15 protein-coding genes are annotated in these 21,144 nt (G+C 57.8%); 11 read left to right on the forward strand and 4 right to left on the reverse strand.

What is annotated here, in order from left to right; all coding sequences use genetic code 11:
• Window positions 1-92: 92 nt before the first annotated feature.
• Both D9N13_RS07895 and D9N13_RS07900 read right to left on the reverse strand, forming a co-directional pair.
• Window positions 93-935: a cupin-like domain-containing protein gene (locus D9N13_RS07895; RefSeq protein WP_290587982.1), complete on the reverse strand. Its 843-nt coding sequence runs from the start codon at window positions 933-935 to the stop codon at window positions 93-95.
• Window positions 936-1,123: 188 nt separating this feature from the next.
• Window positions 1,124-3,571, reverse strand: coding sequence for an efflux RND transporter permease subunit (locus D9N13_RS07900; RefSeq protein ID WP_290587984.1), 2,448 nt, complete (start codon window positions 3,569-3,571; stop codon window positions 1,124-1,126).
• A gap of 298 nt (window positions 3,572-3,869) precedes the next feature.
• Between D9N13_RS07900 and D9N13_RS07905 the strand changes: the two genes are divergently transcribed.
• Window positions 3,870-5,318: a coniferyl aldehyde dehydrogenase gene (locus D9N13_RS07905; protein ID WP_290587986.1), complete on the forward strand. Its 1,449-nt coding sequence runs from the start codon at window positions 3,870-3,872 to the stop codon at window positions 5,316-5,318.
• 145 nt (window positions 5,319-5,463) lie between these two features.
• Here the strand turns inward: D9N13_RS07905 and D9N13_RS07910 are convergent, their stop codons facing one another.
• Window positions 5,464-6,708 (reverse strand): hypothetical protein, encoded by a 1,245-nt coding sequence (locus D9N13_RS07910; protein ID WP_290587988.1) that lies wholly within the window; start codon window positions 6,706-6,708, stop codon window positions 5,464-5,466.
• Window positions 6,709-7,100: 392 nt separating this feature from the next.
• Between D9N13_RS07910 and D9N13_RS07915 the strand changes: the two genes are divergently transcribed.
• From D9N13_RS07915 to D9N13_RS07930, 4 genes are all read left to right on the forward strand, one after another.
• Window positions 7,101-7,676, forward strand: coding sequence for a hypothetical protein (locus D9N13_RS07915; protein ID WP_290587990.1), 576 nt, complete (start codon window positions 7,101-7,103; stop codon window positions 7,674-7,676).
• Between the two features lie 11 nt (window positions 7,677-7,687).
• Window positions 7,688-9,298, forward strand: coding sequence for a GMC family oxidoreductase (locus D9N13_RS07920; protein ID WP_290587992.1), 1,611 nt, complete (start codon window positions 7,688-7,690; stop codon window positions 9,296-9,298).
• Between the two features lie 105 nt (window positions 9,299-9,403).
• On the forward strand, window positions 9,404-10,306 hold the full coding sequence (locus D9N13_RS07925) for a lipid A biosynthesis acyltransferase (protein WP_290587994.1): 903 nt from the start codon (window positions 9,404-9,406) through the stop codon (window positions 10,304-10,306).
• Window position 10,307: 1 nt separating this feature from the next.
• Window positions 10,308-10,850 carry an NUDIX hydrolase gene (locus D9N13_RS07930; protein WP_290587996.1) on the forward strand — a complete coding sequence of 181 codons (543 nt, stop codon included), beginning with the start codon at window positions 10,308-10,310 and terminating at the stop codon, window positions 10,848-10,850.
• Here the strand turns inward: D9N13_RS07930 and D9N13_RS07935 are convergent.
• On the reverse strand, window positions 10,842-13,652 hold the full coding sequence (locus D9N13_RS07935) for a putative bifunctional diguanylate cyclase/phosphodiesterase (protein ID WP_290587998.1): 2,811 nt from the start codon (window positions 13,650-13,652) through the stop codon (window positions 10,842-10,844). The genes D9N13_RS07930 and D9N13_RS07935 overlap by 9 nt on opposite strands.
• 355 nt (window positions 13,653-14,007) lie before the next feature.
• Here D9N13_RS07935 and D9N13_RS07940 point away from each other — a divergent pair, with 355 nt between their 5' ends.
• From D9N13_RS07940 to D9N13_RS07965, 6 genes are all read left to right on the forward strand, one after another.
• Complete coding sequence (locus tag D9N13_RS07940; RefSeq protein WP_290588000.1) at window positions 14,008-14,166, forward strand: hypothetical protein; 159 nt, start codon at window positions 14,008-14,010, stop codon at window positions 14,164-14,166.
• Window positions 14,167-14,239: 73 nt separating this feature from the next.
• Complete coding sequence (gene coaD / locus D9N13_RS07945; protein ID WP_290588002.1) at window positions 14,240-14,725, forward strand: pantetheine-phosphate adenylyltransferase; 486 nt, start codon at window positions 14,240-14,242, stop codon at window positions 14,723-14,725.
• An 80-nt stretch (window positions 14,726-14,805) separates the two neighbouring features.
• A complete protein-coding gene (locus D9N13_RS07950) occupies window positions 14,806-15,057 on the forward strand; it encodes a YfhL family 4Fe-4S dicluster ferredoxin (RefSeq protein ID WP_290588003.1) in 252 nt (83 codons plus the stop codon).
• 80 nt (window positions 15,058-15,137) lie between these two features.
• On the forward strand, window positions 15,138-16,820 hold the full coding sequence (ggt, locus tag D9N13_RS07955) for a gamma-glutamyltransferase (protein ID WP_290588005.1): 1,683 nt from the start codon (window positions 15,138-15,140) through the stop codon (window positions 16,818-16,820).
• Between the two features lie 42 nt (window positions 16,821-16,862).
• The gene (locus tag D9N13_RS07960) at window positions 16,863-17,999 is read left to right on the forward strand and encodes an efflux RND transporter periplasmic adaptor subunit (protein ID WP_290588007.1); all 1,137 of its coding nucleotides are present in this window, start codon (window positions 16,863-16,865) and stop codon (window positions 17,997-17,999) included.
• On the forward strand, window positions 17,996-21,139 hold the full coding sequence (locus tag D9N13_RS07965; RefSeq protein WP_290588009.1) for an efflux RND transporter permease subunit: 3,144 nt from the start codon (window positions 17,996-17,998) through the stop codon (window positions 21,137-21,139). The genes D9N13_RS07960 and D9N13_RS07965 overlap by 4 nt, the downstream gene beginning before the upstream one ends.
• Window positions 21,140-21,144 lie beyond the last annotated feature (5 nt).

Raw genomic sequence — 21,144 nt, forward strand, 5'->3', positions numbered from 1 at the left:
TATTTTCCCTGAGTGAGGTGACGCCGGTAACTGACCTGACGCGCCAGTCTTTTTTAATAGCTGTCTAAGAGGGGAGGGTTATCTCAATGGCGTTAGCGGTTTTCAGACAAAAACATATGACGGAACGCGTGGTTCAGCATGGGAGGAATCATTTTCAATTGCTGCGTATTGCGGCTCCACAGGCGCAGGAACCATTGATTGATGGAAATATTATTGTCATAGGTGGAGGCCACATAATGCCACCAGCCGGCGGGGATAAAAACCGAATCGCCGGGGCTGACCACAAACTGAATCGGCGTAGCGCGGCTGAACGCAGGAAAGCGGTCAAGGTCCGGTGCGGCCACATCCACCAAACTGATGGCCGGGATCTTCGGATTGGGATACAAACCGGCAGCATCTTCCGGAGCGAACAGCGTGATCTGCTTGTGGCCATAAATCTGATGGTAAAAATTATGCGCAAAATCGTAATGACAAGGTGTCGCCAATCCGGGTGTGCCCACCCAGATATTACTTTGCAGGTGATAATCCGCCGTGCGCAGGTAGTCCAGCCGCGGCACGTACCGTTCCGGCCGATACACCATCCTGGCGAGATTGGTTTGCGCCAGGTACATGGGTGTCCTGTTGGCGCCGGAGCGCAACAGGTGCAGGTACTGGTGCAAGGGCATGTCCGCTGCCTCAAATGCCATGGTATTGGCATCAAACAGCACGCCGGATTGATTGTTTCGCACCGACACCTTCTGGTCCGGCAGATACTGGCTGAGGTTATCCAACGTCCAACTGGCGGCGGTCCAGCCGGCAGTGGCACCCTCAATAATCAGTGGGCGGTTGGGAAGAAAATAATCACGCACAAAACGCTGCGGCGAAACATCGGAAACGTGGCGACGGTCAATCAATTCCTGCCCTGTTAATACTTCGAGTTTGACGGAGTTACCCATTCAGCCCAGCCTGTCTTGTTTTTATTGATTAATAATCCATCAATGATAGCAAATCCAGGCGGAAATTAACGGAATCATTCCGCACAGGCAGACAAATTTACATAATTTAACCGCGATTCACGCACTTAAGCTGCTGTTTTTAGTCTGGATTGACGCTGAGCGCCGGGGTATGGCACCGCTGCCTGCGGTCAGAGCCCGGCCCGTGACTGGGCAGCCGGCGCCCGCACACTCCGGCTGGTGACTCCCGGCGGCTGTTGCTGCCGGGGTTTGTGGGCCAGCATCATCAACGCCGGCGCCAGCAGATAGGTGGCCAGTAGCGCCAGCACAATGCAGCCCGCGGTGATCATGCCGAAGGCAACCATATTGGACATCAGGGATTGGGTATAGATGGAAAAGCCGATGCTCAACACGATGGAGGTAATCAGCATGGCACGCCCGGTGGACAGCAGGGTGGTTTGCACCGCATAAGCAGGGTCACCGGTTTTCAAATACATTTTTCGAAACCCATGCATAAAATGGATGTTGTCGTCCACGGTCAGGCCGATGGCGATGGACCCCACCAGCATGGTCAACATGTCCAGCCGCACACCCAGCAACTGCATGACCGCCAGCACAATCAGAATCGGCAGTAGTGCGGGGATCATACTGAGTAACCCCAACTTAATGTTGCCGATCAACATGATCATCATCAGAGTTATCACAATGGCGGCAAAGCCATAGCTTTGCGCCGTGGATATCAACATTTTTGCAAAGGTCACGCCCATAATGGGCGCTACTCCGGTGAAGCTGATATCCACCCCATAAGGTTGCAACTCTGTTTCAAGCTGAGCCCGCAGCCGATCCACTACGGCCTGGGTATGAATGGCGTCAAACCAGGGTGTAGTGACGGTCAAACGGGCGACCCGATAAGTCTTGTCCACCACACTCAACACATCTTCCGGTTCATCCAGTTCCACCAGAAACAATTCCTGGCTGATCAGAGCAGGGTCATCGGGCACGGAAAACGCAGCGTCATCATTGTCATGCAATGCCCGATTGGCCTCCTTGATAATATTGACCACACTGAGCGTTTTGACGATGCGCCAGTTGTCCGTTTCCCAGGTGACAATTTGCTGCTGAACCCTGTCCAGCGCCTGCAACAGTGGCGCATTGATCACGCCACGATCCTGCCCCGTATCCAGCTGAATTTCAAAGTTGATGGTGGACCCCATACGCTGTTCATAGTTGCGAATGCCCTGCAACGCCGCATTGTCCTGCGGCAACCAGGCTAGAGGATAGTGGGAGAAAGTAAGCTGGCTGGCAATGACGGTGGCGACAACAAACAGCAACATACCCGCACCGACAATAGGTTTGGGATAGTGCGTGGAAACCCGGGCAAACCACGCCAACACGGTATGCAGGCCTTGACGTTCATCCGGGGGCAATGGCCTGCGTTTTATGGGCAACAGGGTAATCAGACAGGGCAATACCAATACTGTCAGCAGGAACGCAATCAGGGAACCGAGCCCGCCGTACACACCCAGGGCGGAAACCGATGTCAGATCCGAGGTGGCAAACGAAGCCAATCCGGCGGCGGTGGTAATACTGGTGAACAGCATGGCCAGTCCGGTATGACCCAGGGCACCGGCCATGGCGTGCACCTTGTCATCACCGGCATCGTAATTACGATAGAAAATGGTGAGCAGATGAATGCTGTCCCCGACGCAAACGGCCAGCAGAAAAGCCGGTAAAATCGAGGTGCTGACCTGAATCGGCGTACCCAGTATGGCCATCAGGCTCATGGTGACCAACACTCCCAGCGACATCACGATGAGCGGCATGAAAGCACCGGACAAACGCCGGAAAATCACCAACAGAAGCGCGCCGATCAAGAGATTGGCCAACGCGGAAAAGACGGTAAAATCCCGTTCCAGAATGTGCGACAGGGTAATGGCAATGGGCATACTGCCGGTGAGCCGGATGTCATCGGAAAGCACGCCCTGATACGGCTTCAGTATTTCGCGAATGCGGGCATCGGCCTGCCGGGTTTCATCTTCCCCCATGTACCCCCGCTGCCAGTCACCATTGGCATCCTGGGTGTAGGTAAATGAGCTTAAGCGCACCAATATGGCCAGCATCCGGCCATCACCGGAAATGAGGAAATTGCGATAGTTCTCGTTTTGCAAGGTATAGCGTTTGAGCTGCTCCAGTGCAACGGGATCCTCCGGCAACACCTCGGGCAACAATGGTTCGATGTAAAGTGTATCGTCCTCGCCATAGGTGTAACGGGCATTGGCCAGGGATTCCACTTTATCAACATAGGGAACTTCGTCCTCAAGCTGCCGGTGCAAGGCGTGGAATTGCGTGGCAAAGGCCTGCGTAAACGGCGTCTCCACGTCCAGGGTGATAATAAAAATCTCATCCCGGCCAAAGGTTTCCTTAAACGCGTCATAGCGCTGGATTTCAGTTGAGCCTTTCTCCAGAAACCCTTCGATGCTGGTGTCTTTTTCCAGTCGGCCCAGTTGTGACGACAAGGCGCCCACCACCAGCACACAGCCCAGCAACCACAGCCAGGGATGTCGGCCCATCATCAAGCCCAGCGCCTCAAAACCGCTTTCCACCCTGACTTTCCAACTGTTGCGTGTGTTTTTTTTCATGCGTGGACATCCACCTCTCGATACGCCGGCTGGCAATAATGAAATCGGACACCGTGGCGGTCAATAGACCATATGGGTTAGTTGCGTATCACGGACATCCAATGGCCTTACCGTTTTAGCCAACGGCAAGCACTCAGCCAATCCCCGTCACCCGCCGCCATTGACTAACTAGAGCAAAAGCTCTAAAACAGGATATGTTGTTTACCCGGGGCGCTCCAGAGGCTGTTTTGTGTGGGGTTTTCCACCAACCGTCGCGCTCCCACATATAATTGACACGAAAACACAGAGGGAAACTCACATGGTCGCCAAGGTTGCCAAAATCGCCGATCACAATCCGCAAATGGTCGAAATGGAGCGTATCTTTAAAGCCCAGAAAGCGGCTTATAACGCCCACCCCATGCCCAGCGCGGAAGAGCGGATCAGCACCATCAAACGCATGAAAAACGCCATTATCCGCCACGAAGACGCGCTGGTGGAGGCCGTGAACCAGGATTTCGGCTGTCGCTGCCCCACGGAAACACGCTTTGTGGAACTGGTTTCACTGGTGGAAGTGATCAAATATCACGTAAAGAATGTACGCAAATGGATGAAACCGGAACGCCGCAGCATGCCGGTGAACATGCGCCCGGCCAAGGCCAAGATCATTCGTCAGCCTTTGGGTGTAGTGGGCATCATCGTACCCTGGAATTATCCCTATTTCCTGGCACTGGATGCCGCCATTGCCGCCCTCACCGCCGGCAACCGGGTAATGATCAAAATGTCGGAGTTTACCCCCAATGCAGCGGACGCCATGCAAGCCATGCTCGCCGAAATCTATCCGGAGGATCAGGTGGCGGTGATCAGCGGTGAAGCGGATGTGGGCATTGCCTTTACCAAGCTGCCCTTCGATCACCTGATCTTTACCGGCTCCACCAATGTGGGCAAGCACGTGATGGCCGCAGCGGCGGAAAACCTGACTCCGGTAACGTTGGAGCTGGGGGGCAAATCCCCGGTGGTGATTCATGAATCCTTCCCCATGAAAGAAGCGGCCGAGCGCATCAGTTGGGGCAAATGCATCAACGCCGGGCAAACCTGCGTCGCGCCGGACTACGTAATGGTACACCGCTCCCAGCAGGAAGCGTTCACCCAGGCCTTCACCGACGTGGTGTCCACCTGGTATCCGAGCATGCGGGACAACGATGACTTCACCTCGGTGGTGAACGAGCGACAACTGAACCGTCTCAAAAGCTATCTTCAGGATGCCGAAGAAAAAGGCGCCCGGATCGTGGCCATCAATCCCGCCAACGAAGACTTCTCCAGCTCCGGCAAGATGCCCATGACGATGGTATTTGATACCACCGAAGACATGCTGATCGAGCAAAACGAAATCTTCGGCCCACTGCTGATCGTGAAGGCATACGATAATCTGGAGCAGGCCGTACAGTACATCAATGATCGCCCCCGCCCCCTGGCACTGTACTACTTCGATTACAATCAGGAACGGGCCGATTACGTGATGACCCACACCCACGCCGGCGGCGGCTGCATCAACGACACGTTGTCCCACGTGGCGGTGGAGGATATTCCGTTTGGTGGCATCGGCCCCTCCGGCATGGGCCACTATCACGGTTACGAAGGTTTCCTGACCTTCAGCAAATCCAAGGGCATTGTGCAGAAAGGCAAGATTAACCCGGCCAAACTGTTGTTCCCGCCCTGGAATCGCCGTATTCACAAAATGGTATTAAAGATGGCCTTCAAGCCCGACTGAACCTGACACCCCGCCCCAACAGGCGTACCCCCCCCGGTGCGCCTGTTGGGGCCAAGGCTGCGTTTTCCGGCTACTATTTTCCTGCTACCGACCACTCTGCTGCCGACCACTACACTCTGCTGCCGACCACTAAAGGAGCGTCTAATCAAACGGCAATCTTTTTGTGTCGTTCCATCCGCCTTTCACCATACTGTTCGATAAGCGCCCTCAAACGCGCCACCAGTGCATCCGCCCCCTCATCGTTCAACAGCGTGCGATTGACGGACACTACCATTTCCGTACTGTGCTGATTAGTCATCATCACCACCATCACCGGAGTACCCAGCGGCGGTACCGGTATTCCAAACACCGTGTGCGCAGCAAAGGTTGCGGTGGAACACGCCTGCAGGTCCACAAAACCAATATGTGAGGTCGTGGCACTGCAACGAAAACGGGGCCGCTGCAACACGCTGCGGATAACCAGACTCTGCAGACAGTGCAGCACCATCAGCGGCACCGCAAAGGCCAGTTTTGAGGTAATGGAATTCACCGCCACCGGGAGTTCCTGCTGTTCTCCCATGGCCTGCTTGATCTTACGTACAACCGCTTTGCAATCATCCGCCACATCAATATCCATTCTCAGCATACCGATCAGGTTGGACAGAGATCGCTCCTGGCGAATATGGCGCCGCAGGCTCACCGGCATATGAATGCGAACCGGTGACACAGGGTCGCCACCGGCCAGCCGGGACAGTGCCAGCATCGTCTTGAGCAGAATTTTGTTGTCCGTACCCGGCAACGAAACACGCCGCCAGAGTCTGCTGCGATCGAGCGCCGCGGCGGCCTGTGGCACAAAGGGTATCTGCGCCCGGCTAACCGGTGACGGTATGGCAGCAACATTACCCGGAGGCAAATCTTCCAGGCGCACCTTGGAATCATAGCGCTCAGGTTCAATGCCATTGAGCAACTTAAACAGAGCCCGTGCAAAATCCATCAGGCCGACACCATCCATCACCGCATGATGGGCTCGGAAAACCAGATAAGTGCTGCGTCCCACCACTTGCACGACTTCCGCCACCGGCCCGGCAATCAAATCCAGAGACGTATCAATAAAATCCAGGCCGGGATGATACAGTCCATCCCACTCCCGCTGCACCACTCTGACCCGGGGCAGTGGCCCACAGGCAGACCAGCGCTTGGCGACCCACCAGCCCCGGAGACGCACCCGTGCCGCCGGACAGAATCGAGCCACTTCCTGCACCGCCTGCAGCAAGGCTGGTTCAGCTATCCTGCCCTGCCCCTGAACCACCAATTGACAGACCAACTGATGATCATGATGCTGGCGATAACCGCTGGCAGCATAGCTGACATCGGACAAAGACAATTTACGGCTAAACGACGTTTCATCCATGACTCAAACGACTCGACAACAGCATTCGGGGCTCCTATGACCGGAAACACCTCAGGAGGTCGGCAACAAAACGACCGCCAAAAGCCAAACTGGATGTGCACTGTTACGAGCCAGCACCGGGATCATCAAGCTCTACGGGGAACATCACAGACCTACCCGCCCATAGGGGGAATGAGACATAATACTTTATTTGTATCACTACCTCAACGCGATCACAGTCCATCACCCGTTACTCAAGTAGAAGCGGAGCACAGATCAGTAATAATGATTGATATCTGGTCGCAAATCGGTCTAAGCTGATTGCTTTAAAAAGAAGCGTACGATCCGGAATCGGGATAGAACAGAGGGCTGCCCCCGGATCCAATAACAATAATGTTGAAGCAGGTAATATCATGCACCCAAACCAAGACCCCGCGTTTGCCCGCCGGTCGTTTCTGAAGTTGGGTGTGGTTGGAAGCAGTGTGCTGGCCGGTGCCGGTATGCTGGGTTCACTGCAGGGTTGCAGCAGCCACACCATTGAAGACGACACCACTCGAGCATTCCATTCACTGAGCTATCTGCGGCAAAAAGATGCGATCATCCTCAGCGCCGTCGCGCCCGCTGTGCTGCAAGGCAACTTTCCCACCGATCCAGGCACGCGCCAACAAAAGCTGGATGCTTTGCTGCAGGATATTGACCAGTTCCTGATCCACACCACCTCACAGACCCAAAAGCAGGTGCACGAACTGTTTGATCTGCTTTACCTGGCGCCTTTCCGGGTTCTGGCGGCAGGCGTCTGGCCCAGCTGGCAGGAAGCCGGTGAAGCGGACGTGTTGGCCTTTCTGGAGCGCTGGCAGACCAGCCGTTTCAATACGCTGCGGCAGGGCTATGTCCTGCTCACCCAGCTGCCCACCCTGATGTACTACGACCAGCCTGACAACTGGACCGACGCCATCTACCCAGGCCCACCCCAACATATCCCCAGCTGAGTGAGAACAACATGAGCAATAAAACCATCGTCAAGGATATCCCCGATATCTTTCGTCAGGGCATGGCCAATGGCTGGGTTACCTACAACGGTGCCACCCTGGAACAACCCCTGCATCTGGACTGCGACGTGCTGGTCATCGGCACCGGTGCCGGTGGCGGTACCGCCGCTGAGATCTTCGCGCAACAGGGATTGAAGGTCGTGATGCTGGAGGAAGGCCCCCTGCAGACCTCCAACGATTTCGACATGCAGGAAAAGAAAGCCTACAGCAGCCTGTATCAGGAAGGGCTTACCCGCGGCACTGCCGACGGTGCCTTCACCATTATGCAGGGTCGCACCGTCGGCGGCTCCACCACCGTAAACTGGACCGCCAGCTTCCGCACCCCGGATCAGACCCTGGAGCACTGGACCCGGGAACACGGTTTGAAAGGCTTCAGCAAAGCGGAAATGGCCCCCTGGTTCGAGAAAATGGAACAGCGCCTGAACATCAGCAAATGGAAAATGCTGCCCAACGCCAACAACAGCGTCATTTCCAAGGGCTGCGAAAAACTCGGCTACGACTGGCAGATCATTCCCCGCAATGTAAACGGTTGCTGGAACCTGGGCTATTGCGGCACCGGCTGCCCCACCAATGCCAAGCAGAGCATGCTGGTCACCACTATTCCCGGTGCCCTGCAACAAGGAGCGGAACTGGTCTACCGCGCCCGCGCCGACAAACTGATCATCGAAGGCGATCAGGTCAGGGGTGTGGTTGGCTACGGTTTGGCGGAAAACGGCATCGACCGCACCCAGAGCCTACAGGTGCGGGCCCGGCATACAGTGATGGCCTGCGGTGGTATCAATGGCCCCGGTCTGTTGCTGCGCTCCGACGCACCGGACCCGCATCAACGCATCGGCAAACGCACCTTCCTGCATCCGGTGCCGGCCACCCTGGGGGATTTTCCGGAGCGCATTGATGGCTATTACGGTGCACCCCAGTCCGTGTATTCCGATCATTTCCAATGGCGTGACGGCGTCACCGGCCCCGTTGGCTTCAAACTGGAGGTGCCCCCCATGCACCCCGGTTTTGTGGCCTCCATCGGCATGCTGCACGGCCAGGCGCACTCGGATCAAATGAATCGCCTGCCCCATCTGAATATGATGATCGCCCTACTGCGGGATGGCTTTGTGGAAGCAAGCCAGGGCGGCGAAGTGTTCCTGCGGGACGACGGCATCCCCGGTATCCGCTATGAGATCAACGAATACCTGCGCGAGGGGATTGTGCGGGCCTGGAAAACCATGACCGAAATCCAGTTCGCCGCCGGTGCCCAATCCGTGCGCCCGGTACACAGCATGAGCCGCTACACTACTTCACTCGGCGCGGCCCTGCAGCAGATCGATGAACTGGATATGGACATCAACAAGATGCGGGTGGGCAGTGCCCATGTCATGGGAGGGTGCGGAATGGGCGAGGATCCCCGCTCATCGGTGGTGGACAGCATGGGTAAATTCCACCATCTGGACGGTCTGCACATTATGGACGGCTCCACGTTCCCCACCAGTATCGGCGCCAATCCACAGCTTTCCATTTACGGCATGGTGGCCAAACAGGCAACCGCACTGGCGCAGCAACTGCAGGGTTAAGCTGCCCGCACCACCTGCAACCGGAGTCGGCAGAGCCATTCTGCACCGGCTCCGATGTGCTATCATTGCGCCTCTTTTGGACAGCGACCGGATCAACCTGCAGCAATGAGTGCCTACAACATCGAAACCCGCCACTATCATCCCCGCTTCTGGCCGGTGTGGCTGCTGCTGGGTCTGGGCTGGAGCGTGGCGCAATTGCCTTTCCGGTTACAGTTGGCCCTGGGCCGTGGCCTGGGTCGGCTGGTCAAAGTAATCAGTGCCGAGCGCCGCCACGTGACCCGTCGCAACCTTGAAGTATGTTTCCCGAATTTGAGCCAGGCCGAACAGAAACAACTGTTCCATGACGCGTTTGATGAGCTGGGCATCGGCTTCATCGAAATCGGCCTGGCCTATTGGGGCAAGCCTGCACGGGTGGACCCGCTGTGCCACTTGAGCGGCATGGAACATATCGAAAAAGCCCGGGCGGACGGCAAGGGTGTCATGCTGATCGCCGCCCACATGACCTCCCTGGAACTGTGCCTGCGCATGTTTTCGGAACGCCAACCCACGGCCGCCATGTACAAACCGGCCCACAACGATTTGTTCGAGCAGTACAGCGCCCTGAAACGGTCGCGCTACACCATTCCCGTGCCCAATCGCAGCATTCGCCCCTTCCTCAGCCACATGCGCAAGGGTGGCGTGGCCTTCTACCTGCCGGATCAGCACTACGGATTCCGCTTCAGCGTGTTCGCCCCCTTTTTCGGTGTGCAGACCGCCACCATCGCCAAAACTCCGGAATTCATCAACATCACCGGCGCCGCGGTGATCCCGGTTCTGTTCGGGCGCCGCGACGATGGCTATCACATCGAGGTCCAGCCCGCCCTGGACTACCCCACGGGAGATGCGGTGATGGATGCCACACTGCTGAACCAGTGTATCGAGAACAATATCCGTCGCTACCCTGCCCAGTATCTGTGGCAGCACCGACGCTTCAAGAGCCGCCCTCAGGGCGAGCCGTCCATATACTGATATGCAGTTGGGAGGCTGGATCGACCAGGCGGCGGTGGCGGTACTGTATCGGTACCGTGAGCAGGGCTGCGAATTGTTCTTTATCCAGCGGGCGAAAAAACCCGGTGATCCCTGGTCCGGGGATATGGCGTTTCCCGGTGGCCGCAAGCAGATCGAAGATGCCACCCTGCAAGACACCGCCATTCGGGAGACCTGGGAAGAAACCGGATTGGACCTGTTTCATCACGGCCGCCTGCAACAGAAATTACCCCACCAGCTGACCCGCAGTCATCGCAGCGGAGCCCCCATGCTGGTTACCCCATACCTATTTCACTGGCTGGGCGGTGACGACCTCAATCTTAATCACGAATGCGACGATGCCCTGTGGATACCGTTGGCATTTTTCAATACGGCGGCTGAACGCAGTTCGCTGACCTGGAAGCAGGGGCATTTTTCCCTGCAGCTGCCCTGCTATCGTTTTGGCGATAAAACCGTGTGGGGGTTAACCCTGCGCATGCTGGACCGGATTCGTCAGCAAGAGGCGTTGTTCCGGGGTTCAGATTAGTTCCTGCTCCGGGCGGAACTGTTTGAAAAAGGCAGTGATCTTGTCGGCAGTCAGCGGCCGGCTCAGCAAGTATCCCTGCATGGCATCACAGCCGATGCTTTTCAGGTAGGTCAGTTGTGCTTTGGTTTCCACCCCTTCGGCAATCACTTTCTTGTCAAAGGATTTTGCCAGATCCACCACACTGCGGGTGATGGCCTCACTGGCATCGTTATCGCCAATGCCCGCCACAAACTGTTGATCAATCTTCACCAGATCGAAAGGCAGGCGATGCAGATAACTCAGCGACGAATAACCGGTACCGAAATCATCAATGGCAATGGTGACCCCCAAAGCATTCAACTGGCCCAGTTTACGGGCCGCGCTTTCGGAGTCCATGATCAGAATGGATTCGGTTACTTCCAGTTCCAGATCGGTGTAATCCAGTCGGGCGTCGTCCACCGCCGATTGCACCACCGACACAAAATCCATCCGCTCAAGCTGTAAACCGGACACATTCACCGAGATGCGTTTTACCGGAACGTCTTCCATGCGCCACACCGCCATCTGCCGACAGGCCTCCCGCAATACCCACTCGCCCACGTCCAGAATCAGGCCGGTGTCTTCCGCCACGTCGATAAACTCTGCGGGCACCAGCAGGCCGGCTTCCGCATCCCGTATCCGTACCAGCGCCTCAACACTGAACTCGGCGCTCTGCCAAAACCATTGCGGCTGATACCGCAATTCAACCTGCTTGTTTTCCAGCGCACTGCGAATACGATGCTCCGCCGTGACCCGGCGTTGGGAAGCCCGGTTCATTTCCTCTTCAAAGTAGCGGTACTGGCCCCCGCCCTGTGCCTTGGCCCCGTGCATGGCGGTATCCGCCTTGCGCAACAGGGTTTCCACATCCAAGCCGTCGCTGGGGAACACCGCAATGCCGATGCTGCTGTTGAGAAAAAACTTTTTGCCATCAATGGAAAAGGGCGACCCCAGCATGGTAATGATTTTATCCGCCACCCGGGTGGCCCGCATGGGCGTGTCAATGTTGTTCAGGACAATCACAAACTCATCACCACCCTGCCGTGCCACGGTATCTTCCAGTGTGACACACACTTGTAAACGCTCGGCTGTGCGAATCAGAATCTGGTCGCCCAGGGAATGTCCGTCGGTGTCGTTCACCTGCTGGAATTTATCCAGGTCAACAAACAGCACCGCGCCGGCGCCGTTGCTTTTGGTGGCGTGCTTGATGGCCTGATCCAGGCGGTCTTTCAGCAACTGACGATTGGGCAATTGTGTCAAGGTATCGAAATGCGCCTGCCGGTAGAGTTTTTTCTCACGGCGCACTGCGGTAATGGCAACGGCCAACCGATCGGCAAAGTCTTTCAGCAGACTGCGATCCTGTTCCGACAGCCGATGGGATTTTTCCCACGCCAACGCCATCACGCCACGGTTTTTTCCCGCCGCCAGAATCGGAAACAAATAGGTGCTGCCCCCCAGCAATTCCTTGCGCTGCGGCCACAGCCAGCCCAGGTATTTGGCATCGCTCAGCGATGCCCGGTGACTGGGTGGCAACACACAGAGCCAGTGATTTTCATCGTCGCTCAGGGTCTGTTGCAGCATCTGATAGCGGCCATTACTGCGGGTAAAGGTAAACAGCCACATCTCGTCCACGTTATCCGGATTACGCAGCGCCACCGCCGCCGCATCGCTGGTCACCAAATCCTGCAGGGTGTTCAGGGTTGATTGTGCCACCTGATCCGGATCCGGTACGTTCAGAATCAATTGATCAATCCGCGAAAGCCCGGTTAACAACTGAAACTGCTTACCGATTTGCTGGGCCATGTCGTTGAAAGCCTGCGCCAGATCACCCAGCTCATCCTTAGTGGGTATGGACAGACTGATTTCAAAATTACGATTAGCTACTGCATGGGTTGCATCAATCAGCTGGCGCAACGGCCGCAGAATGCGGCCAATCTGCATCACGCTCACCAACGCCGCCAGCAACACCGTCGCCGCCACCATCAACGACAACACCCGCTGCATCACCTGCAGGGTTTTGAACACATCCGCCCGCGGGTGGCTCACCCACAACCGCCAGGGCTGGGCCACACCAAACTGCTGATCCAAAAAAATACTGCGCACGCTCACCTGCTGCACGGCGGTACCATTGTTCCAGTCCACCTGAAAGTTGGAACGGTTACCCTGCTCCTGCGCCAACACGATAAAACCACTGCGGCTGATTTCCTGGATGCGGGAACAATACAAAGGCCGCGCATCGCTGCCGAATACGCAATAATTCAGATCAGGATTGCGGGATTCACTGTCACCCAACAGAAACGCAACGTCCAGTTCCGCCAGATACAGGGGCAAACCATCGTCCGCAGCGTCAGCCCCCACTGGCTGCAGCAGCAGAGCCCGGCCATCGGGAGTGGTCAGCAGAAACCGCTGCCCCTGCTGCAATCGTTGGCGCGCCGCCAGCTGTTGCTGTGGGGGCAGATGTGCGCTTGCAGTCTCAAACGCTTCCCAGTTGATGCGGAGCAGGCGCTTAAAGGGGGCCGCCGGTGTCTTCGGTGCCGTGTCGAACGCCTGCGCCTGGTAGGCAGCCGTCACCTGACTGCTGGCCAATAACAGGCGCTCGTACAGAATGGTGCTGTAGAAGCGGGCCTCTTTGCGCAGGCTGACCTGACTCTCCCGCAGCAGGGCATTGCCCACATAATTGTATGAGAATGAGGCGAACAGCAACATCGGCAGCAATGCCGCCAAAAAGACCAGGATAAAAAACTTGCGGCCAAGCCCGCTACGTAATTCTTTTATTCGAACAAACATACCGCCAGCTATGGCTCTAAGTGACTGAAAAAGGGTTTAAAAAAGCATAGCATAGGCGCCTTCGGCCACACCGTGCCTATGTCGAATTATTTAACAATTCCCGATGGCGCCGGGGCGCGCCTGACATTGCCTAACCGGGCCGGAACCCGGCCAAGCACCCCAAGCAAACCGTTAAAACCACCTATTTTACTTCGAATATGAAAGTTACTGGGCGTCGATAAATTTAACAGTTATCATCAGGGGCTTATGGCGCGAAAGCGATATGGTACTGTTTTTACTGTAGAAAAACTAATTGGCTTAAGTGTTGCTTGGCCATGCGCGATCGTTTTACAAGGATGACCCCGGAGTAGAAAACATGAAACCCCTTGCATTCACCGCACTCGCCCTGGTGAGTACGCCCGGATTGGCCGCGCCTGCGATCACGGCGCAGTATGGTGACCTGATCGGTGCCGGGGCCATGATGCTGATCGGTACCATCACCCTGATCCTGGCCCGGCGCCGTACCTCGGCCTAGCCCGCACACCGGTTGAGCTTGACACTGGCTTACGTTAATCTGCGCCCTCATTTTGACAAGGTGAGCGTAAGCCATGACCACACACACTCGCGTCGTATACCCCGGAACCTTTGATCCCATTACCAATGGCCATTTAGATCTGGTGGAACGGGCCTCACGTCTGTTTGACGAAGTGGTGGTCGCCATCGCCGCCAGTGAGAAGAAAAAGCCCCTGTTCGATCTGGAACAACGCATCCAGCTGGCCCGGGAGGTGGTTTCCCACCTGCCCAATGTGGAAGTCAAAGGCTTCAGCAAACTGCTGGTGTTCTTCTGCCAGGAGGAAAAGGCCAATGTGTTGCTGCGCGGATTGCGGGCCGTATCGGACTTTGAATACGAATTCCAGCTGGCCAACATGAACCGGGCGTTGGATCACAGCATCGAGACCGCCTTTCTGACCCCGTCGGAGCATCTCTCCTTCATCAGCTCGTCGCTGGTACGTGAGATCTCCTCCCTGGGTGGTGACGTCAGTCCCTTTGTACCGGGCCCGGTACTGAAGGCATTGCAGGCAAAACACGGTTAATATCCATACGGACTGTCCGTGGATGAACGGGCAGCTCACCAGTAAACTGACGCATACCGTCATTCAGCAGAGAGAACAGTATGGCCCTGATCATCACCGACGATTGCATCAATTGCGATGTCTGCGAACCCGAGTGCCCCAATGGCGCCATTTCGCAGGGTGACGAAATTTACATCATTGATCCCGGCAAGTGCACCGAGTGCGTGGGTCACTATGACGAGCCCCAATGCCAACAGGTCTGCCCCGTGGATTGTATCCCCCTGGATCCCGAGCACGTGGAGTCCGAAGAGGAGTTGATGGAAAAGTACGAGCGCTTACAGGCAGAAGGCTGACCTGCAACACTGGACTTCTGCGACCGGAACCACTAAAAAGGCCACTGGGCCTTTTTTTTCGTCTGCTCTAAGGAAGGAACATGTTGATTCGACTCTGTTTTTTGCTGGCCATTCTGGCCGGTTCACACGCTTCTGCCAGTGTGCTCCCCAAGCAGGCGGCGGTGGCCAGTGCTCACCCGCTGGCCACAGAAGCCGGCATCAGAATTCTGGAATCCGGCGGCAACGCCTTTGACGCGGCCATTACCGTGGCGGCAGTGCTGGGTGTGGTGGAGCCCTACAGCGCCGGCATCGGCGGTGGTGGGTTCTGGATGCTGCAGCGGGGTAAGGACGGCAAAACCATCATGCTGGATGCCCGCGAGAGGGCACCGGGGGCCGCCCACAAAAATCTCTACCTTGATGAACAAGGCAAGGTGGATCGCGATAAAGCCACCAATACGGCCCTGGCGGCGGGCATTCCCGGGCAGGCCGCGGCCTTCGTTCATCTGTCCGACCACTATGGCACCCTGGCGCTGGCAGACACCCTGGCGCCGGCCATTCGCCTGGCCGCCGGCGGCTTTCCGGTCAACAAGGTCTACCGGCATCTGGCGGAAATGCGCGCCTCCACCTTACGCCGCTACCCGGCCAGCAAACGGATTTTCCTGCGCGATGGCAAGGTTCCCGATGGCGGCCTCATCGTGCAGCAGGGCCTGGCCAGCACCCTCAAAACCCTGGCCGAAAAAGGCTTCGACGGCTTCTATAAAGGCGAGCTGGCGAAACGTCTGGTGGCAGGCGCCAACGCCCACGGTGGGATCTGGTCGTTGGAGGATCTGGCCAACTACCGGGTCATTGAGCGTGAGCCTGTCCGTTTCCAGTACGCCGATGCGGTGATCTGGTCCGCCCCGCCCCCCTCTTCTGGTGGCGTGGCCCTGGCGCAGATGTTCGGCATGCTGTCGCTGTTCAATCTGGACACCAAATCCAGTGCCGATCGCACCCACCTGCTGATCGAAGTGATGCGCCGGGCGTATCGGGATCGCGCCGAGTATCTGGGTGATCCGGACTACGTGGACATCCCCATCGCCCGCCTCACCAGCGCTGCTTACCTGGACAACCTGGCCAGCTCCATCTCCATGGCGCACGCCACCCCCAGCAGCGAATTGGGATTGCCCAAGCAGACCGGCTCCGGTACCCACACCACGCATTTTTCCATCATTGACCGGCAGGGTAACAAGGTCGCCGCCACCCTCTCCATTAATCTGCCGTTTGGTTCCGGCGTTACCGTCGCCGGTACCGGAGTGTTGCTGAACAACGAGATGGATGACTTTTCAGCCAAACCCGGCAGCCCCAATGCCTATGGCCTGATCGGCTCCGAGGCCAACGCCATCGCCGGGGGTAAGCGCCCCCTGTCCAGCATGACCCCCACCTTCATGGAATACGGCCCCAAGGATAATCGCCAGTTCGCCCTGATCGGTACCCCCGGTGGCAGCCGCATTATCACCATGGTATTCCTGGGCTTGCTGGAGGCACTGCAACAACGAGGCCCCCAGGCCTGGGTGGACCGGCCCCGCTTTCATCACCAGTTCGCACCGGACGTGGTACAACACGAAACCGACGCATTTGACAGCGCGGCCCTGGCCGACCTGAAGCAACGGGGCCACCAGCTGAAGGACGTGGGCCGCCACTACGGCGACATGCATGCCATTCGCTGGTACATGCACAATGGCAATGTGGAAGCGGCGTCTGATCAGCGCCGCCTGGGCAAGGCCATGCTGGGCAAGGCGCAATAAGGTTTACTCATCATACTGTTATCGACCGATCTGGAGATCACCATGCAACACCGTATTATTGCGTTAAGCGTGCTCGCACTGAGCCTGTTACTGGGCGCCTGCGAAAAGAAAGCGCCACCGGAGGCGCAGGCGCCGGAAGTGTTCGTGGTGATTGCCAGCGAACAGCCCTATTACCCGCAGCGCGGTTTCAACGCGCACGTCGAGTCCAAGAGCGACGTCAATATCACTGCGGAAGTTACCGGCAAACTGCTGGCCATTCACTTCAAGGAAGGTGACGATGTGAGCGCCGGCACGCCCCTGTTCGACATTGACCCTGCCCCCTACAAAGCGGCACTGGCCCGGGCCAAGGCGGAACTGGCCAAGGCAGAAGCCAATAAAGCCAATGCCATCAAGAATTTTGCCCGTGGCAAAAAACTGGTGGAAGACGGCTACATCTCCGCATCTGAATACGACACTCTGGAAGCCCGTGAACTGGAAGCCACGGCGGCGGTGGAAGCGGCCAAGGCCGCGGTGGAAAGTGCCGCGGTGGATCTGGAGTACACTACCATCAAGGCCCCGCAGGATGGCCGCGTCGGCCGTGCCAAACCGTCTGTGGGCGATGTGGTCAGCCCCGGCTACGGGGTGCTCACCACCCTGGTGGGCAAAAACGATATGGAAGTGGTGTTCCAGTTACCGGAGCGGCTGTTGCTGGTGGCGCAGCGGCCGGACGCCAAGGCCAAAGTAGAGGATTTCGAGGTGGCACTGACCATGCCGGACGGCACCGAGTACCCCCACACCGGCACCATCCACTATTTTTCCAATCGGGTGGACCCCTCCACCGGAACAGTGGAAACCCGGGCCGCCATCCCCAACCCCAATGACCTGCTGCGCCCCGGCCTCTACGTGCAGGCGGTGGTGCGGGTGAAGGAGCCCATCATGGGGCTGATGATTCCCCAGGCAGCGCTGCAGGTGGACCAACGGGGTACTTATGTTCTGGCAGTGGGCGAGCACAACACGGTGAAGCGCATCAACCTCACCACCGGTGAGCGCTTTGGCGAAAACGTATTGGTGAACTCCGGCCTGGATGCCGGTGAGCGGGTCATTGTGCGCGGCGTACAGAAAGTCCGCCCCGGTACCGAAGTGAAGGTTTCCGAATACAAACCGGCCACCGAGCCCGCTGCCGGGAGCCCAGCCCAGTGATCAGTAAAACCTTTATTGAACGCCCCAAGTTCGCCATGGTGATCGCACTGATCATCACTCTGTCAGGCCTCATCTCCATGACCCTGTTGCCGGTGTCCGAGTATCCCGAGGTGGCACCGCCCCAGGTCAAGGTGCAGGCCAGATGGCCCGGTGCATCGGCACTGGTCATGGAAGAAAGCGTGGGCCAGGTAATCGAAGATGTGGTCAACGGGGTGGAGGGCATGGAGTACATGTCTTCCAATTCCGCCAACGACGGCAGCTATAACCTTACCATCACCTTTGGCGTGGGGGACGATCCCGACATGGCCCTGGTGCGGGTGCAGAACCGGGTGAAACTGGCGGAGCCCTCCCTGCCGGCGGAAGTGCGGGCCCAGGGCCTGACCATTGACAAGATTTCTCCGGACATCCTGTTCACCATCAACCTGTACTCCCCGGACGGCAGCCTGGATGAACTGTTCATCGCCAACTATGGCCTGATCAATATTCAGAACCGCCTGAAACGGGTACCCGGGGTATCCGATGCGGTGATGTTTTCCACCGCTGATTATTCCATGCGCCTGTGGCTGAACCCACCCCAGATGACCGCACTGGGCATTACCACCGACGACATCAACGCCGCACTGCAGGAACAGAATGTGCAGGCACCGGCCGGTAAAATCGGCGCCCCCCCCTATGACGGCAACCTGAGCACGGAATACACCCTGCAACTGAAAGGCCGCATGAAAAGCCGGGAGGAATTCGAGAACATCGTGCTGCGGGTGTCCGATCAGGGCGCCATTGTGCGGCTGCGGGATGTGGCCCGGGTAGAACTGGGACAGCTGGATTACAAGGTATCCGGCAGTTTCCGTAATCAACCGGCCACCGTCATGGCGGTGTACCTGCTACCCGGCGCCAATTCACTGATTACCGGCGACGCGGTGAAAGCCCAGCTGGCCGAGATGCAAAAGACCTTCCCCGATGGCCTGGAATATGTGGTGGGCTACGACACCACCCGCTATGTGGAAGTCTCCATCAGCCAGGTGACCACCTCTCTGCTGCAGGCGGTGGCACTGGTGATTCTGATCACCTTTGTTTTTCTCGGCGACTGGCGCCCGACCCTGGTGCCGTCAGTGGCCATTCCGGTTTCGCTGATTGGTACCTTCGCGGTGATGCTGGTCTCCGGTATGACCATCAACACCGTCACCCTGTTCGGCCTGATCCTGGCCATTGGTATCGTGGTGGACGATGCCATCCTGGTGGTGGAAAACACCGACCGCCATCTGCATGAAGACCCGGACATCAGCACCAAGGACGCCGTTACCCGCACCATGGAAGAAGTCAGCGGCCCCATTGTGGCCACCACCCTGGTACTGTTGGCGGTATTTCTGCCGGTGGCCATGCTGCCCGGTATCACCGGGGTAATGTACAACCAGTTTGCCATCACCATCTGCGTGGCGGTGGTGCTGTCTTCGGTCTGCGCCCTGACCCTGAGCCCGGCGGTGGCCAGCCTGGTATTGCGCCGCAGCAGCAAGCAGCCCCGCTGGTACCGGGGCTTCAACAAGGGCTTCGAGGGGGTCACCCACCGCTACTCTTCGGCGGTTGGTTATATGCTGAAGCGCCGCTCGCTGGTGGCCGTCGGCTTTGCCGCGCTCATGGCCCTGCTCTTAGTAGGCACACGGGTCATTCCCACCGGTTTTGTACCGGTGGAAGACAAGGGTGTGCTCATGCTCAATGTGCAATTGCCCGATGCGGCCTCCATCACCCGTACCCAGAATGTCATGGAAAAACTGCAGGCCATCGTCGATGCCGATCCCGCCGTCGAATCGGCCACGTTCCTGTCCGGGTATTCGATCCTGGCCGGGGCCGCGCAAAGTAACGGCGGTGCCGGCTTTCTGGTGCTCAAGCACTGGGATGAGCGGCCGGATATGAAAGACATTTCACTGGCCGTTTCCCAACGCCTCAATCGGGCTGCGTATCAACAGGTGCCCGAGGCGCTGGTGCAGACGTTCCCGCCGCCGTCGATTCCCGGCATGGGCCTGGTGGGCGGCCTGGAACTGGTGGTGGAAGATACCCAGGGCCGCAGCCACGAGGAGCTGGCCGGCGCCATTCAAACCCTGGCGGCTGCGGCCAACGAATCGCCTCTGATCGTGGATGCCTTCACCACCTTCCGCGCCAACGTGCCGCAATACTTTATCGACATCAACCGTAACAAGGCCAAAACCCTGCACGTACCGCTGACCAATATCTTCTCCACCCTGCAAAGTCAGCTGGGTTCCAGTTACATCAATGATTTTTCCCTGTTCGGGCAAACCTTCCGGGTAATGATGCAGGCCTCGCCGGAGTTTCGCTCCAGCCTGAAAGACATCGACGGCCTCTATGTGCGTTCCAGCAACGGCGATATGGTGCCGTTGGCCACCCTGATCACCGTCGATCCCATCCTCGGGGCAGACGTGGGCACCCGCTACAACCTGTACCGTTCCGCGGTGCTGCGGGCCAGCACCGCACCCGGAGTTTCCAGTGGTGAGGCCATGGCGGCCCTGGAGCAGATTGCGGCGGATGTCCTGCCCCGCGGATACCAGGTGGAGTGGACCGGCATGAGCTATCAGGAAGCCCAGGCCGGCAATCAGGCGGTCATTGCCTTTGCCCTGGCCATGGTCTTTATCTATCTGTTCCTGGTGGCCCAGTACGAAAGCTGGTCGGTGCCCGCGGCCATCATTCTGGTGGTCCCTATTGCCGTGGCCGGTGCCATTGGCGGTTTGCTCATGGTGGGCCAACTGGGCATTCCGCAACTGGGGGCCCTGGATCTGTTTGCCCAGGTGGGGCTGGTACTGCTTATCGGCCTGGCGGCCAAGAACGCCATTTTGATCGTTGAATTTGCCCGCGAACGGCGGGAACAGGGGGGGCTCACCATTCTGGAAGCGGCGGCGGAGGCCGGCCGCCTGCGTTTCCGCGCCGTTTGTATGACCGCACTCTCGTTCGTACTGGGGATCCTGCCGCTGGTACTGGCCTCCGGTGCCGGTATGTTCAGCCAGCTATCATTAGGGCACACCGTGCTGTGGGGGATGCTGGCAGCGCTGTTGGTGGGCACCCCCATGATTCCCGTGTTCTATGCCATTGTGCAGGCGCTGCGGGAGAACCTGAAAGCCAGACTGGATGCCTGAGCCGC

The sequence above is a fragment of the Ketobacter sp. GenoA1 genome (genome assembly GCF_003671475.1).
Lineage (GTDB): Bacteria > Pseudomonadota > Gammaproteobacteria > Pseudomonadales > Ketobacteraceae > Ketobacter.

Excerpts from the sequence above, each read along its gene's own strand:
- D9N13_RS07895 (WP_290587982.1), bottom strand. The coding sequence starts at position 935 with ATGGGTAACTCCGTCAAACTCGAAGTATTAACAGGGCAGGAATTGATT.
- D9N13_RS07900 (WP_290587984.1), bottom strand. The coding sequence starts at position 3,571 with ATGAAAAAAAACACACGCAACAGTTGGAAAGTCAGGGTGGAAAGCGGT.
- D9N13_RS07905 (WP_290587986.1), top strand. The coding sequence starts at position 3,870 with ATGGTCGCCAAGGTTGCCAAAATCGCCGATCACAATCCGCAAATGGTC.
- D9N13_RS07910 (WP_290587988.1), bottom strand. The coding sequence starts at position 6,708 with ATGGATGAAACGTCGTTTAGCCGTAAATTGTCTTTGTCCGATGTCAGC.
- D9N13_RS07915 (WP_290587990.1), top strand. The coding sequence starts at position 7,101 with ATGCACCCAAACCAAGACCCCGCGTTTGCCCGCCGGTCGTTTCTGAAG.
- D9N13_RS07920 (WP_290587992.1), top strand. The coding sequence starts at position 7,688 with ATGAGCAATAAAACCATCGTCAAGGATATCCCCGATATCTTTCGTCAG.
- D9N13_RS07925 (WP_290587994.1), top strand. The coding sequence starts at position 9,404 with ATGAGTGCCTACAACATCGAAACCCGCCACTATCATCCCCGCTTCTGG.
- D9N13_RS07930 (WP_290587996.1), top strand. The coding sequence starts at position 10,308 with ATGCAGTTGGGAGGCTGGATCGACCAGGCGGCGGTGGCGGTACTGTAT.
- D9N13_RS07935 (WP_290587998.1), bottom strand. The coding sequence starts at position 13,652 with ATGTTTGTTCGAATAAAAGAATTACGTAGCGGGCTTGGCCGCAAGTTT.
- D9N13_RS07940 (WP_290588000.1), top strand. The coding sequence starts at position 14,008 with ATGAAACCCCTTGCATTCACCGCACTCGCCCTGGTGAGTACGCCCGGA.
- coaD (WP_290588002.1), top strand. The coding sequence starts at position 14,240 with ATGACCACACACACTCGCGTCGTATACCCCGGAACCTTTGATCCCATT.
- D9N13_RS07950 (WP_290588003.1), top strand. The coding sequence starts at position 14,806 with ATGGCCCTGATCATCACCGACGATTGCATCAATTGCGATGTCTGCGAA.
- ggt (WP_290588005.1), top strand. The coding sequence starts at position 15,138 with ATGTTGATTCGACTCTGTTTTTTGCTGGCCATTCTGGCCGGTTCACAC.
- D9N13_RS07960 (WP_290588007.1), top strand. The coding sequence starts at position 16,863 with ATGCAACACCGTATTATTGCGTTAAGCGTGCTCGCACTGAGCCTGTTA.